General features: G+C 73.7%; 13 protein-coding genes. 2 read left to right on the forward strand and 11 right to left on the reverse strand.

Translation table 11 applies throughout. The annotated features are described in order from the left end of the window. Positions 1 to 25: 25 nt before the first annotated feature. From AB0L45_RS30985 to AB0L45_RS31035, 11 genes are all read right to left on the reverse strand, one after another. On the reverse strand, positions 26 to 790 hold the full coding sequence (locus tag AB0L45_RS30985) for an alpha/beta fold hydrolase (protein ID WP_365845784.1): 765 nt from the start codon (positions 788 to 790) through the stop codon (positions 26 to 28). Beyond that, entirely contained in the window at positions 787 to 1,971 is a 1,185-nt protein-coding gene (gene kynU, locus AB0L45_RS30990) for a kynureninase (protein WP_365845786.1), read from the reverse strand. Before kynU ends, AB0L45_RS30985 begins: the two co-directional genes overlap by 4 nt. Beyond that, a complete protein-coding gene (locus AB0L45_RS30995) occupies positions 1,964 to 2,824 on the reverse strand; it encodes a tryptophan 2,3-dioxygenase family protein (protein ID WP_365845788.1) in 861 nt (286 codons plus the stop codon). Before AB0L45_RS30995 ends, kynU begins: the two co-directional genes overlap by 8 nt. A 271-nt stretch (positions 2,825 to 3,095) precedes the next feature. Then, positions 3,096 to 3,509 (reverse strand): DUF3151 domain-containing protein, encoded by a 414-nt coding sequence (locus AB0L45_RS31000; protein WP_003979917.1) that lies wholly within the window; start codon positions 3,507 to 3,509, stop codon positions 3,096 to 3,098. A 702-nt stretch (positions 3,510 to 4,211) separates the two neighbouring features. Then, complete coding sequence (gene fbaA / locus AB0L45_RS31005; protein ID WP_365845790.1) at positions 4,212 to 5,234, reverse strand: class II fructose-bisphosphate aldolase; 1,023 nt, start codon at positions 5,232 to 5,234, stop codon at positions 4,212 to 4,214. Between the two features lie 205 nt (positions 5,235 to 5,439). After that, the gene (gene pyrE / locus AB0L45_RS31010; RefSeq protein WP_365845792.1) at positions 5,440 to 5,982 is read right to left on the reverse strand and encodes an orotate phosphoribosyltransferase; all 543 of its coding nucleotides are present in this window, start codon (positions 5,980 to 5,982) and stop codon (positions 5,440 to 5,442) included. Between the two features lie 61 nt (positions 5,983 to 6,043). After that, the gene (locus tag AB0L45_RS31015; RefSeq protein WP_365845794.1) at positions 6,044 to 6,892 is read right to left on the reverse strand and encodes an aldose 1-epimerase; all 849 of its coding nucleotides are present in this window, start codon (positions 6,890 to 6,892) and stop codon (positions 6,044 to 6,046) included. 219 nt (positions 6,893 to 7,111) lie between these two features. Continuing rightward, the gene (locus AB0L45_RS31020; RefSeq protein WP_365845796.1) at positions 7,112 to 7,888 is read right to left on the reverse strand and encodes an SRPBCC domain-containing protein; all 777 of its coding nucleotides are present in this window, start codon (positions 7,886 to 7,888) and stop codon (positions 7,112 to 7,114) included. Between the two features lie 127 nt (positions 7,889 to 8,015). Then, positions 8,016 to 9,809: a spermidine synthase gene (locus AB0L45_RS31025; RefSeq protein ID WP_365845798.1), complete on the reverse strand. Its 1,794-nt coding sequence runs from the start codon at positions 9,807 to 9,809 to the stop codon at positions 8,016 to 8,018. A 251-nt stretch (positions 9,810 to 10,060) separates the two neighbouring features. Further along, positions 10,061 to 10,579: a DUF2617 family protein gene (locus AB0L45_RS31030; protein ID WP_365845800.1), complete on the reverse strand. Its 519-nt coding sequence runs from the start codon at positions 10,577 to 10,579 to the stop codon at positions 10,061 to 10,063. 371 nt (positions 10,580 to 10,950) lie between these two features. Beyond that, the gene (locus AB0L45_RS31035) at positions 10,951 to 11,244 is read right to left on the reverse strand and encodes a hypothetical protein (protein WP_365845802.1); all 294 of its coding nucleotides are present in this window, start codon (positions 11,242 to 11,244) and stop codon (positions 10,951 to 10,953) included. 275 nt (positions 11,245 to 11,519) lie between these two features. Between AB0L45_RS31035 and AB0L45_RS31040 the strand changes: the two genes are divergently transcribed. Beyond that, entirely contained in the window at positions 11,520 to 12,698 is a 1,179-nt protein-coding gene (locus AB0L45_RS31040; RefSeq protein WP_365845804.1) for a pyridoxal phosphate-dependent aminotransferase, read from the forward strand. A 153-nt stretch (positions 12,699 to 12,851) separates the two neighbouring features. Next, complete coding sequence (locus AB0L45_RS31045) at positions 12,852 to 14,060, forward strand: hypothetical protein (protein ID WP_365845806.1); 1,209 nt, start codon at positions 12,852 to 12,854, stop codon at positions 14,058 to 14,060. Positions 14,061 to 14,131: the final 71 nt, after the last annotated feature.

Below are 14,131 nucleotides of genomic sequence, written 5' to 3' on the forward strand. Positions count from 1 at the left end.
CTGAGCGGATCTGCGGCCGTCCTCCTCAAGTACTACGCAGGGTGTCGAGGAGGACGCGGAAGGCGGCGGTGCCGGGCGTGACGTGCGCGTAGTGGCCGGTGCCGGCCTGTTCGCGCAGCAGCGGCACGGGGCCGCCGGCGGCCGCCGCCGCCCGTACGTAGCGGCGGGACAGCTCGACGGGCACGTCGGGGTCGGCGGTGCCGTGCAGGATCGTCACGGGCACCGTCGCCGGCAGCCGCCGTACCGGGTCTGCAGCGGCGAGCCGGTCCGCCCGCCCGGGGCCGTCGCCCAGGAACTCCGCCACCGCGCCGCCGCTCAGCCCCAGCTCGTGGGCGTGCGCGAGGTCGGCGACGGGCGCCACGGCGACGACCCGCAGCGGGGCGTCCGGCCCGGGACGGTGCGCGCGCGCCGCCGCGAGCAGCAGTGCGAGGTGCCCGCCCGCCGAGTGCCCCACGGCCACCACGGGCCGCGCGAGCGCGGCCGCCGCGGCCGGCACGTCCTCGTACGTACGCGGCCAGCCCCCGCCCGCGCCCACCCGGCGGTACTCGGCGAGGGCGACCGGCAGCCCGTGCCGGGCCAGCTCCGCGGCGAGCGGCGACAGGTGCGTACGGTCGTACGCGGCGCGCCAGAAGCCGCCGTGCAACAGCAGCACCACCGGTCCGTCGTTCCGCGGCCCGTACAGGTCGATCACCTGGTCCGGATGCGGCCCGTACGCCGTCGTCGCGTCCGGCGGCACCGGCGCGAGGCCGAGCAGCGCCGCCTCCTCGGCCGCGGCGCCCGCGGCGTTCACCCCACGACCTCGCCCAGTACCCGCGCGGCCCGCGCCACGTCCGCGAAGGACGTGTAGAGCGGGGTCAGGCCGAAGCGCAGCACGTCGGGGTGGCGGAAGTCGCCGACCACCCCGCGCCGGATCAGCTCCGTCATCACCTTCCCGGCGTCCGCACAGGCCAGCGCGATCTGGCTGCCCCGCAGCGGGTGCTCCCGCGGGGTGACACAGCGCACCCGGCCCTCCGGGACGTACGCGTCCACGCACTCCAGGAAGAAGTCGCCGAGCGCGAGGCTCTTGGACCGTACGGTCTCGACGCTGATGCCGTCCCAGACGTCCAGGGCCGCCTCCAGAGCGAGCATGGACAGGATGTCGGGGGTGCCGACGCGGCCGCGGGTGATGCCGTCGGCCGGGGCGTACGCGGTGTCCATGCCGAAGGGCACGGCGTGCGAGTTCCAGCCGGGCAGCGGCGAGTCGAAGCGGGCCTGGAGCTCCTCGCGGACGTACAGGTACGCGGGCGCGCCCGGCCCGCCGTTGAGGTACTTGTACGTGCATCCCACCGCGAGATCCACGCCGTGCGCGTCCAGCCGGACCGGCAGCGCGCCCGCGCTGTGGCACAGGTCCCAGAGCGCCAGGGCCCCGGCCTCGTGCAGCGCGGCGGTGATGCCGGGCAGGTCGTTGAGCCGGCCGGTGCGGTAATCGACGTGGTTGACCAGCGCGAGCGCGGTACGGGGGCCGGCCTCGCCGGCCATCCGCTCGGCGGGCAGGGCCCGCAGCGTGCAGCCCGTCATCCGGGCCGCGGACTCCGCGATGTACCCGTCGGTCGGGAAGGACGCCTCGTCGGCCAGGATCTCGTCCCGGCCCGCACCCGCCATCCGTACCGCGCCGACCACCGCCTTGAACACGTTGACGCTGGTCGAGTCGCCGGCCACCACCTGCCCCGGCGCGGCGCCCAGCAGCGGGGCGATCCGGTCGCCGACGCGTTCCGGGGCGCTCCACCAGCCCGACTCCTCCCAGGAGCGGATGCGCAGTTCGCCCCACTGGCGGGTGATGACGTCCGCGACCCGGCCGGGTACGTGGCCGGGCAGCGCGCCGAGCGAATTGCCGTCCAGGTACACGCAGTCGTCCAGGACGAACCTGTCCCGGACGGGTGCCAGTTCGTCCTTCGCGTCCAGCGCCGCGGCGCGCTCGTCCTGCTCAGACATGGCTGCGCGCCGTCCACAGCTCCGGAAAAACGTTCTTGCTGGCGCGCTTCTCCAGCCACGCCACGCCTGCCGAACCGCCGGTGCCCATCTTGGCTCCCATCGCCCGCCGCGTCGCCACCAGATGATCGTTTCGCCAGCGCCACACCAGCTCCGCGACGTCCGTCAACGTCTCGCCGAGCCGCACCAGTTCGCTGTCCCGCGGCCCCGCGTACACCTCGGCCCACACCGCCTCGACCCGCGCGTCCGGCTCGTACCGCGCCGTCACCTCGCGCTCCAGCACCTCGCGGGGGATCCCGTACCCGCGGCGGGCCAGCAGCCGCAGCGTCTCGTCCCACAGACTCGGCTCCTGCAGCGCCTTCTCCAGCTCCGCGTACTCCCGCGGCGCCCCGCGGTGCGGTACGAGCATCGACGCCGACTTCTCGCCCAGCAGGAACTCCAGGCGCCGGTACATCGCCGACTGGAACCCCGAGCCCTCGCCCAGCGCGCCCCGGAACGCGTTGAACTGCGCGGGCGTCAGCCGCGCCAGCGGCTTCCACGCCGCGTTCAGCGCCTCCAGCTGGTACGTCGAACGCTCCAGCGCCTCCAGCGCGGCCGGCAGGTCGTCCCGGCGCAACGCCTGCGCCGCGGTGTGCCACTCATGCACGACGACCGTGAACCACAGCTCCATCACCTGGGTCGTGACCAGGAAGGCCATCTCGCCCGGATCGTCGGACAGCGGATGCTGAAGGTGGGTGAGCACGTCCGCGTGGACGTAATCCTCGTACGGGGTCGTCCCCGTGCTGCCGATGCTCAGATCGGGCCGCCGGGCCTCGGCGGCCTCCGGCTGATCCTGTGGGGCGGACTGCTGCGACATGAGGAACTCCTCGATGCTGCCGGCTTCCGGGTAGCGGTCCGCTCCTTCCCGTCGGCAAACGGAGCCCCGGTCCCCTCGGGCACGGAATCTTCCGGCCCACTGGCATCATCCGTGCTGCGCCGGGGGCGCGCAAGGGGCCGCCGCCGGGTGTGCCGAGGGCCGGTCGCGCTCGCGCGACCGGCCCTCGGTTCACTGCGTCCCGCAGCCGGGGCGCGGCTCTACGCCGGGCCTACGCGGGGCCGACGCGGGCTCGACGCGGGGTTCGCACGCCTTACGAGAGGGTGTCCGCCGCGGTGGGCGACGAGTCCCGCAGGAACGTCGTGCAGCGCTCGTACTCCTCCTGCTCGCCGATCGCCTGCGCGGCGCGGGCGAGCGCGTGCAGGGCGCGCAGGAAGCCCCGGTTCGGCTCGTGCTCGAACGGCACCGGCCCGTGCCCCTTCCAGCCGGCCCGGCGCAGCGCGTCCAGCCCACGGTGGTAACCGGTACGCGCGTACGCGTACGACTCGACCGTCCGCCCCGCCTGGAACGCGTCGTCCGCCAGCTGCGCCCAGGCCAGCGAGGAGGTCGGATACTTCGCCGCGACGTCCGTCGGCGCGGCACCCGAGGCGAGGAGCTCGCGGGGTTCGGGATCGTCGGGCAGTTCGGTCGGGGGCGGGCCCCCGAGCAGGTTTTCGTGAATGGCCATAGCTCCATCTTCCCGGAGGGACCGACTGGTCTCGCGCTTCGCGCGAGGTTTTGCGCTGTCGCGCGGCTCGCATAGGTAGGTGCCGGGGCGGGGGCGCGCAGGGGGCCAACTCCTCGGCACCGTGTACGTCGCCCGGGACGTGAGGTGAACCCGGGCTCCCGGCTGACCTGCGGGGATGGCCCCCTACGCACCCCCTCAGGCCGGTTCGGCGAGGCCGAGACAGCAGGGGGGAATCTGTCGATCACCCCGGTGTGCCCCCACCACATGGTGAGGCTCACGTGGGGGTAGGGGGTGGCCCCACTGCACGCGCCCTGAATCGCGGCCCGGATGTCGGCCTGCCTCCTCGCGCTGCGCGCGAGGGGGCGGGATTTTCGCCACGATGGCGGGATAGCCGCAAACGGCGCGGGCTCGGGGACATACAGGGGTCTCCCCGCAGGTCAGCCGGGAGCCCGGGTTCACCTCACGCCCCGGGCGACGTACACGGTGCCGAGGAGTGACCCCTGTGTGGCCCCGAGCCCCCCACCACCGGACCCATCGCGCACAACGCATACCCCCACCAGGCCCCACACCCCCACACCAGGCCGGCGCACCCACAAGCCCGTCCGGCGATTGAGGACAACAGGAACCCCAGCCACAACAGACCGACAACGCAACGGCCCCGCTCCCCCAAGGGGCAAACGCGGGGCCGCAGCACCAAAGGCGTTACTTGATCTTGGTCCCGGTGGACCGCAGATTCGCACAGGCCTCGGTGACCCGCTTGGCCATGCCCGCCTCCGCGAGCTTGCCCCAGCTGCGCGGGTCGTACGTCTTCTTGTTGCCGACGTCGCCGTCGACCTTCAGGACGCCGTCGTAGTTGCGGAACATGTGGTCCGCGATCGGCCGCGTGAACGCGTACTGCGTGTCCGTGTCCAGGTTCATCTTCACGACGCCGTTCTCCAGCGCCGTGGCGATCTCCTCCGCCGTGGAGCCCGAGCCGCCGTGGAAGACGAAGTCGAACGGCGAGGACTTGCCGTACTTGGAGCTCACGCCCTCCTGGAGGTCCTTCAGGAGCTCGGGACGGAGCACGACGTTGCCCGGCTTGTACACGCCGTGCACGTTGCCGAACGAGGCCGCGAGCAGGTAGCGGCCCTTCTCGCCCAGGCCCAGCGCCTCAGCGGTCCGCAGCGCGTCGTCGACGGTGGTGTACAGCTCGTCGTTGATCTCGTGGGTGACGCCGTCCTCCTCGCCACCGGTCGGGGTGATCTCGACCTCAAGGATGATCTTCGCGGCGGCAGCCTGGGCCAGCAGCTCCTGGGCGATGGACAGGTTGTCGGCCAGGGTCTCGGCCGAGCCGTCCCACATGTGGGACTGGAACAGCGGGTTCTGGCCCTTGGCCACCCGCTGCTCGGAGACGGCCAGCAGCGGACGGACGTAGCCGTCCAGCTTGTCCTTGGGGCAGTGGTCGGTGTGCAGCGCGACGTTGATGTCGTACTTCTCGGCGACGATGTGCGCGAACTCCGCCAGCGCGACGGCGCCGGTCACCATGTCCTTGTTGTGCTGACCGCCCAGGAACTCCGCACCACCGGTGGAGATCTGGACGATGCCGTCGCTCTCGGCCTCGGCGAAACCACGCAGCGCTGCGTGCAGAGTCTGCGTCGAGGTCACGTTGATGGCCGGGTAGGCGAACTTGCCTGCCTTCGCCCGGTCCAGCATCTCGTTGTAGACCTCGGGAGTTGCGATGGGCATCTGTCCGCTCCTTGTGATGTGCGGGTGTGCGTTCTTGGCCCTGACCAGGGGGCGACGACATCGCCGTAGCTCATCTTCCCAGACGCGGCGGTTTGCTCCACATCCCCTACACGCCACCCGCGCGCAAAGGGGTGGCCGGTTTCACGTGAAACCGACCACCCGTTTGCGATAAGCGCTGGTCAGCGCCAGGACGGCCGTACGGGGCTCAGGCCAGGCCGAGGTCCCCGAGCTGGTAACCGGTGATGTACGGCAGACCCGCGTCGGCGATCGCCGCCTCCGCCCCGCGGTCCACGATCGTGGCGACCGCGACCACCTCCGCACCCGCCTCGCGCGCCGCCTCGACCGCGGTCAGCGGCGAGCCGCCGGTGGTGGAGGTGTCCTCGACCACCAGGACCCGGCGGCCCTTGATGTCCGGGCCCTCGATCCGCCGCTGCATCCCGTGCGTCTTCTGCGCCTTGCGTACGACGAACGCGTCCAGCCGCCGCCCGCGCGCCGCGGCGGCGTGCAGCATCGAGGCCGCGACCGGGTCGGCGCCGAGCGTGAGCCCGCCGACCGCGTCGTAGTCCAGGTCGGCGGTGATGTCCAGCATCAGCTGCCCGACGAGGGGCGCGGCCGCACCGTCGAGGGTGATCCGGCGCAGGTCGATGTAGTAATCGGCCTCCTTGCCGGAGGAGAGCGTCACCTTGCCGTGCACCACGGCCTTGTCCTTGATCTGCTGCAGCAGATCGCCGCGTACGTCGTCAGTCATGTGCATGAGCTTAGAAGGTGGCCGGGGCCCCGGCCCGACACCGGTCGCCGGGGCCGGGCGGTCACGACAGCGTGCGCCAGCTCCACGTGGTGGAGATTTCCAGCGGTTCGATGGGCGTGACCAGGCGCGGCGCCGTGTTGAGGCCGTTCGGCGGACCGGACTGCGGCTCCACGCAGACCGCTTCGTCCTGCTCGTCGTAGACCACCACCCACTCGGCACCGCTGGTGACCGTCAGCTCCAGCCGGCCCGGCCAGGTGAGGGTGACGTCCACGCCGTCCGGCATGCCGAAGCAGTCGTCCCAGGGCCCGGGCTTCGGGTCGATCCGCCGGCCGGTGGGCAGGTGGTCGTCGCCCCGCTCCTCCTGCCACGCGGCGCTGAAGTCGATCCGTACGTCGTCGCCGCCCCGGCCGTCCCCACCCAAACTGCGCAGGAACCACGGGTGCCAGCCGGCCTGGGCCGGGAAGGAGTCGCCGCTCGCCTCGACGCCCATGGTCAGGGTGAGCGAGCCGCCGTCCTCGGCCAGCTCGACCAGTTGGGTGACGCGGCCCGGGTACGGCCAGGGGGCGGCGCCCGGGTCGAGGAGGTCGTAGGTGAACGCGGCGCTGGCCGCGTCCGCGCGCGCCGTCGTCCAGGCGACGTTGCGGCCGGTGCCGTGAATCGCGTGCGGCGGGGAGTTGACCGGCATCTGGTGCAGCTCGCCGCCGTTGCGGAAGCGCCCGTTCTCGATCCGGCCGCACCACGGCACCATCGGGAAGGAGCCGTACTTGGCGCCCTGCCGCAGCAGTTCCGTGCCGCCGATGCGCAGGCTCGCGAGCCGGCAGCCGTTGGCCGGGTCGACGGTCACTTCGGCGTCGCCGGCGGTCAGCCGCACCTGCCCCGGCGTGGCGTTTCGCGTGTCGTTGTCACTCACGGTCCGACCCTAACGGGGAGCCGGCGCGGTACGGCGGCGCGCCAGGCGCGATGTCGCGCGCGGCGCGGACCGGCCCCGCGCCCGCACCGACCGGAGCACCTGCACCGGTCAGCCTCGCACCCGCCCGACCGGCCGGAGCGCCCGCACCGACCGGCCCCGCGCCCGCACCGACCGGCCGGAGCACCCGCACCGACCGGCCCCGCGCCCGCTCCGTCCGGCTCAGCGGCGGCGCCGCAGTACGCGGCCCACGACCACCGCCGACGCGAGCGCGAGGGCCGCCGCCGGGGCCGCCCACCGCAGGGTGGCGGAAGTGGTCGCCGACTGCGGGGCGGGCACGGGGGCGTACCGGCCACGCGGTGGTGCGTGGTCGACCTCCTCCGCGCTGCGCCCGATCATCGTGCGCCGCGCGTGCGCGGCCTCGGCGGGCGGAGTGCCGTCCTGGTCGTCGGCGTCGGCGAGCGGGTCGAGCGACGGCGGCGGGACGTCGGTGTCGAAGACGGACGCGGCGGCAGGGGAGGCTGCCGGCGGGCCGCTGTCCGCGGGGGCCGGCGGGTTGTCGGTGAGGTCGGCGGCGAGGTTCGCGGCGAAGCGGTCCAGGACGCGGCGTCCGGCGGACCCGGCCGCCTGGTCGCCGGCCTCCGCGAGGCGGCCCGTGCTGGTGACCGTGCCGGCGCACCGCAGGACCGTGGCGGCGGAGTCGTCGGGCGCGGTGGCGAGCCGTACGGTCAGGGACAGCTCGGCGGAGCCGTCACCGCGCGACTCCATGCCGCTCGCCTCGACCAGGACCGTGTCGGCGCCGCGGCCGGTGACGGTCAGGGTGCCGCGGTAGGTGATGGTGGAACTGCCGATGCGCAGCCGCAGCCGCCCACCGGGGGTGCCGGGGTCCGCGTCGGCGTCGAGTTGGCATCCGGGGATGCAGCGCGCCACGCGCTCCGGCTCGGTCAGCGCCTGCCGTACGGTCTCGACGGGAAACGGAACGTACACCTCGTGCTCCATGGCATGGGAGCCTACCCAGCCGCCCCGGCCCACGTGCCCGCTCCGGCACCATTTTCTCCCGCGGCCGAACGGGGGAGCGAGAGCGGAGCGCCGCCGACGGGCGCCGGTCCGGCGGCCCGGGCCGGTGTCAGTTCAGGTACCGCGGATGCATCAGCGTCGACGGCGGGCCGGGGATGCGCGCGCCGGCGAGGGCGCGGGCGGCGGCCTGGAGGGAGGCGGGCGTCAGGGAGCGGAGGGTGGGGGTGTCCGGGGAGAGGGTCAGGCGAGGCGGCTGGCGGGCGGCCAGCAGGAAGCCCCAGCCGCAGGCGGGGCGGTGAGCGGCCGGCCGGCCGGTTCCGCAGGAGCGTTCCGGCGCGCTGTCGCGGGGCGGGGTCCGGGGCACGGTGCGCCCGGGAACGCGGTACGGGACGGTGCGCAGACCGGCTGCCCGTACGGTCGCGTCGACCGTCCAGAACGTACGGGGCCGGGACACGGGCTCTCCGGCGTGCACCGCCAGCCGCCCGCCCGCGGCCAGGGCGCGGACCACGAGGCCGTAGAACTCCTGTGAGTAGAACTTGGTGCCGGCCGTGCTCCCCGGGTCGGGCAGGTCGGCGATCACGACGTCGTACGGTCCGCCGTTGCGGTCCGCGGCGCCGCCCCGCCGCAGCCACTCGAACCCGTCACCCGCGACCACCCGGACCCGCGGGTCGTCCAGCGCGTGCCCGTTGAGCGCGGACAGCCCCGGGTCCGTGCGGGCCAGACGGGCCACGCCGGGGTCGAGTTCGACGATCGTCACGTCCGTGACGCCGGGGTGGCGCAGCACCTCGCGGGCGGCGAGGCCGTCGCCGCCGCCGAGCACCAGGACCCGGCGGTGCGGGCCGCCGGCCATCGCGGGGTGCACCAGCCCTTCGTGGTACCCGCGCTCGTCGGCCGCACCGGCCCGCAGCCGGCCGTCCAGGTAGAGCCCGAGCGGCCCGCCGGCTCCGGCGCCGCCCTTCCCGTCGTGCGGTACGGGCCGCCCGCGCCGGTCCGCGACCCGGCCCGACCGGTCCGGGTGGTCCGCAGCGGCCCCGGTGCCGCCGGTGCCGACCGGGCCCATGGCGTCCGGCCCCGTACCGCCCGTGATCACGACTTCCTGGACGCCGGTACGGACCGCGACCCGCGCCGCCGACCCGTACACCGCGTCCCGTGCGGCCCGTTCGAAGGGAGCCACCAGCACCGTCCCGGCGGCGAGCAGCGTCAGTACCAGCACATTGCCGGCGATCAGTGCCCAGCGGGCCCGTACGGACAGGTCGCCGCGGAAGAGCCAGAGCACCAGCCCGCCGCCCGCCACCGCGTTGACCGACCCGGTGAGCAGCGCGCCGGAGAGCTGGCCCAGCACCGGCAGCAGCAGGAAGGGAAAGGCCAGGCCGCCGACCAGGGCGCCCACGTAGTCGGCCGCGAACAGGTCCGCCACCGCGCCGCCCGCGTCCTGACGGCGGACCCGCTGGATGAGCGTCATCAGCAGCGGCACCTCGGCGCCGATGAGCATGCCTATGGCCAGTGAGAAGGCGACCAGGACGGAGCGGGACTGGCCGAACCAGGCGTAGCAGGCGTAGAGCGCCATCGCGGAGAAGCCGCCGACGAGCGCGAGGACCGCCTCCAGCGCGCCGAAGCCGGCGGCCGCCCGGCAGCGCAGCCGTTTGGCGAGCAGTGATCCGATGCCCATCGCGAAGACCATGACGGACAGCACGACGGAGGCCTGGGTGACCGAGTCGCCGGTCAGGTAGGAGGCGAGCGCGACCAGTTCGAGTTCGTAGACGAGGCCGCAGGCGGCGCAGACGAAGGTGGTGGCCAGGACGAGCAGCCGGCCGAGCCCGGCGGCCACGGGCAGCCGCGCCGGACGCTCCGCCTCGGGCGGCACGGGCGAACCGCGGTGGACTGGATCAGGCGGATCGATCATGTCGTGCAACGCTACGTGACGGCCGGATGGCCCTATGTCACCCACACGAGCGTAGTACGCGTCCCACACGGGCGACTTGGAGCATGACGGGCACGCGGGCGGCCCCGCGAGCCGGTAGGAGCGCCCACGGGAAGCGCCGTCGCAGGCAGGGCAGCCGATGGCGCCGGGCGGGCGGTCACCGGTGCAGGCCGGGCGGCCATCGGTGCAGGCCGAACGGTCGCCGGTACAGGCCGGGCGGTCGCCGGCGCCCGTCAGATGGCCGCCGCCATCCGGACGCCCACCCGCGTACGGGTCGCGACCAGCCGCCCCTCCTGCGGGTAGGCGTGCCAGGTACGCCAGCGCACCTGGCCGCCCTCGCGCTGCGCCAGCATCGCGGTGAACGCGTGCGGTGAGCCCGGGAACGTTCCGGCAAGGCCGAGCGGGTGTTCGGCGACCAGGGCGAGCAGTTCCTGGGCGCGCCCGGCGAACGAACCCTGCGAGAGCGTCTCGACGTGGGCCGCGAACTCGTACTCCCAGTCGCCGATGCGTTTCGCCACGCCCAGCGGAAGCGGGGTGCTGCTGCCGGGTATGCAGGCGACGGTCTCGGAGCAGGTGCCGCGCTCCTCCTCCAGGAGCACTTGGTGAGAGGCGCCGAGCAGTCTCAACTGCACGCGCGCGTCGGCAAGTTGGAGGTCGAGCACGGCGAGGGCCGGCAGCGGCTCCCGGCCGAGCGCCCAGGCCAGGTCGGATGCGCGGGTATCGGTGTAGGCCGTTTTCAGGGTCGTGAGCATGGGTCGGCTCCGCAAGCACGCAGTGGATGGTGGGCCGGCCTGCCCCGGAGACGGGATCAGGGTGTACGACTGTCTGCCGGCTCGTGCCCACGTGGGGTCCGAGAACTGGGATTCTCTAGGGAGAGGGAATCATGAAACGAGCGGGGCCCACAGCGTTTTTACCCATCTTCGCCGGGTTTCCATCCCTCAGAGGGCCACTCAGTTCAGTTGTTCAACAACCCACTCCCCAGCGGGCGTTGACCCTGCTGGGCGCATATGCGGACCGGCATGGGCCCCCTGCATGTGTACGGGGCAGCAACGCTCCCGGACCGCTCCCGGAACCGGCCGCCGATCACCCGGGAACCCCTGCGGAACCGGCCCCGGGCCGCCCCTCAGGAACTGCCCCCACCGCAGCCACCGCCACCCCCACCGCAGGACGACGAGTGATGCCCGCCCCCGCCACCGCCCCCGCACGAGACGCCGCCGCAGGAGGAGCCTCCACCGCAGGAGGAGTGGCCGTGGCGGTGCCCGCCGCCCACGCCCGGGTCACCGACCACCCACCAGCCGGTGCCGTCCCGCCCGCGCCTGCCGAGGCTGCGCCGGCCACCGCCGTCGCGGCTCTGCGCCGCCGTGGCCACCAGGGCCGCGACCACCACACAGATCACCAGGAAGACCACAAAACCCATCGTTGCCCCACACTCCTTTCCGTCCCCCGAAGCGAGGCACCCGCTCCGCCCGCCGCCGCGTCCCACGGCCCGGCCGGAGCCCTGTCGTACGTGTCGTACGCGTCGTTCGTGTCCTTCGATCCCTCTCCGGTCCGCGCTGATCCACTCCGGTTCCGGCGTCCTCTTTCGGGCCGTCCGGTCCCGCACCGTGCCATCGGTGCGGGGGTCATGCCCGGGCCGCCCGGGCCGCAAAGCACAGTTGAGGAAGTCCAGAGGTTCGGCGGAGGATGGCGGGCATGTCACGACCGCTGCTCAACCGCCGCCTCGCCGAGTTCGGTACGACGATCTTCGCCGAGATGTCCGCGCTCGCCGTACGCACCGGATCGATCAACCTGGGACAGGGCTTCCCCGACACCGACGGCCCGGAGGAGGTCAGGGAGGCGGCGGTCCGCGCACTGCGCGACGGTCGCGGCAACCAGTACCCGCCCGGCCCCGGCGTCCCCGGACTGCGGACCGCCGTCGCCGCGCACCAGCACCGCTTCTACGGCCACCTCGGCGTGGCGTACGACCCCGACACCGAGGTGCTGGTCACCGCCGGCGCCACCGAGGCCATCGCCGCCTCGCTGCTCGCCCTCCTGGAGCCCGGCGACGAGGTGATCGCGCTGGAGCCGTACTACGACTCCTACGCCGCGTGCATCGCGATGGCGGGCGGCACCCGCGTCCCGGTGACGCTGCGCCCGTCCGCCGAGGACGGCACGTACGCCCTCGACCTCGACGAGCTGCGGGACGCCGTCACCGACCGCACCCGCCTCATCCTCCTCAACACCCCCCACAACCCCACCGGCACCGTCCTCGACCGCGCCGAACTCACCGAGATCGCCCGCCTGGCCTGCGAACGCGACCTCCTGGTCATCACCGACGAGGTCTACGAACACCTCGTCTTCGAAGGCGAGCACCTCCCGCTCGCGTCCTTCCCCGGCATGCGCGAGCGCACCGTCACCATCGGCTCGGCCGGCAAGACCTTCTCCTTCACCGGCTGGAAGGTCGGCTGGGTCACCGCGACCCCGGAGCTGGTAGGCGCCGTCCGCTCCGCCAAGCAGTTCCTCACGTACGTCTCCGCCGGCCCGTTCCAGTACGCGGTCGCCGAGGCGCTGGCCCTGCCCGACAGGTACTACACGGACCTCCGCGACGACCTGCGAGCCAAGCGCGACCTGCTCGCCGACGGCCTCGCCGCCGCCGGTTTCCGCGTCTTCCGCCCCTCCGGCACCTACTTCGTCACCACCGACATCCGCCCCCTCGGCGAAGACGACGGCTTCGCCTTCTGCCGCGCCCTCCCGGAACGTGCCGGCGTCGTAGCCATCCCCAACGCCGTCTTCTACGACCATCAGGACCAGGGCGCCCCCTATGTCCGGTTTGCCTTCTGCAAACAGGAGAAAGTCCTCCAGGAGGCGGTCGAGCGGCTCCGCGGTCTCTGACCGCACGCCCCCGTCGCGCGCCCCCGCCAGGCCACCCGGTCGGCCTACCGGGGTCGCGTGACGGGCGGTCCACGCCGAGAGTCGTGGTGTCGGGGTGTGCCGGGCGTGTGGAGGCCTGGGGTGTGAGCGCCGCGCGTGTACCGGAGGTGTTCCGTGTCCGCCGAGACCGTCGACACCGCGGCCGCCGCCGTACGGCCCGGTTCCGTGCGGGTGCACGTCCGGGCCGCCCTGCGCCGTGCGGCCCCCGCCCTCGCGCTCTTCGCGGCCGTCCGCTTCGCGGGCGTCCTGTGCACGGCGCTCTGGGCGTGGCGTACCGGGCGCCACCCGCGCAGCCTGCTCGGCGCCACCTGGGACTCCAACTGGTATCTGGGCGTGGCCCGGTACGGCTACGGCTCGCCGGCCCCCCGCCACATGTGGCCGCCGGACGCCCTCGCCGACCTGGCCTTCTTCCCGCTGTACCCGGGCCTGATCCGCGGCCTGTCCGCCGTCGTGCCGATCGGCGCGCTCAACGCCGGGCTGCTGCTCGCCTGGACGGCCGCCGCCGTGGCCGCGTGGGGGATCTTCGCGGTCGGCGCGCATCTGTACGGGCGGCGCGCCGGAACGTTCCTGGTGGTGCTGTGGGCGCTGCTGCCGCACGCCGTCATCCAGTCGCTGAGCTATACGGAACCGCTGCTCACCGCGCTGGCCGCGTGGGCGCTGTACGCGCTGCTCACCGGCCGGCCGCTGTGGGCGGGCGGCCTGGCGGTACTGGCCGGACTCGCCCGGCCGAACGGTCTCGCGGTCGCCGCGGCGGTCGTCGCGGCGGCGGTGGTACGGGCCTGGTGGCGCGGGCGTGACGGCCCCGTACCGCGGCGGAAACGCACTCTCCGGCTCTACTGGGTCGCGGCCCTGATCGCCCCCGCCGGCTGGCTCGGCTACGTCCTGTGGGTGGGGATCCGAACCGGTGCCGGGCCGCGCGGCTACTTCCAGGTGCAGGAGATCTGGGGTTCGCGTTTCGACTTCGGGCGGGACACCCTGCGGTCCGTGAAGCGGCTGTTCCTGCACGACGGGCCCCTGCTGCACCCCGTGGCCGCCGCGGTCCTCGCCGTATCGGTCCTGCTCCTCGTCCTGCTGGTGCTGGACCGGCCGCCCCTGCCGCTGCTCGTCTACACCGTGGTGCTGGTGGTGCTGGCGCTCGGCGGCACCGGTTACTTCCCCTCCAAGCCGCGGTTCCTGCTGCCGGCCTTCCCGCTGCTCGTCCCGGCAGCGGTCGTACTGGCCCGCGCCCGGCCTCGTACCGTCGTCCTGACGGTGGGCTCCCTGGCCGCGCTCTCCCTCGGGTACGGCGTGTATCTGCTGGCCATGGCGCCACTGCCGCTGTGAGAAGGGACCGGCCGGAAACGGCGACAGGCCCCGGAGCGCTGTGCTCCGGGGCCCGACGCCGATGGCGGTGG

Source organism: Streptomyces sp. NPDC052496 (assembly GCF_040679095.1).
Lineage (GTDB): Bacteria > Actinomycetota > Actinomycetes > Streptomycetales > Streptomycetaceae > Streptomyces.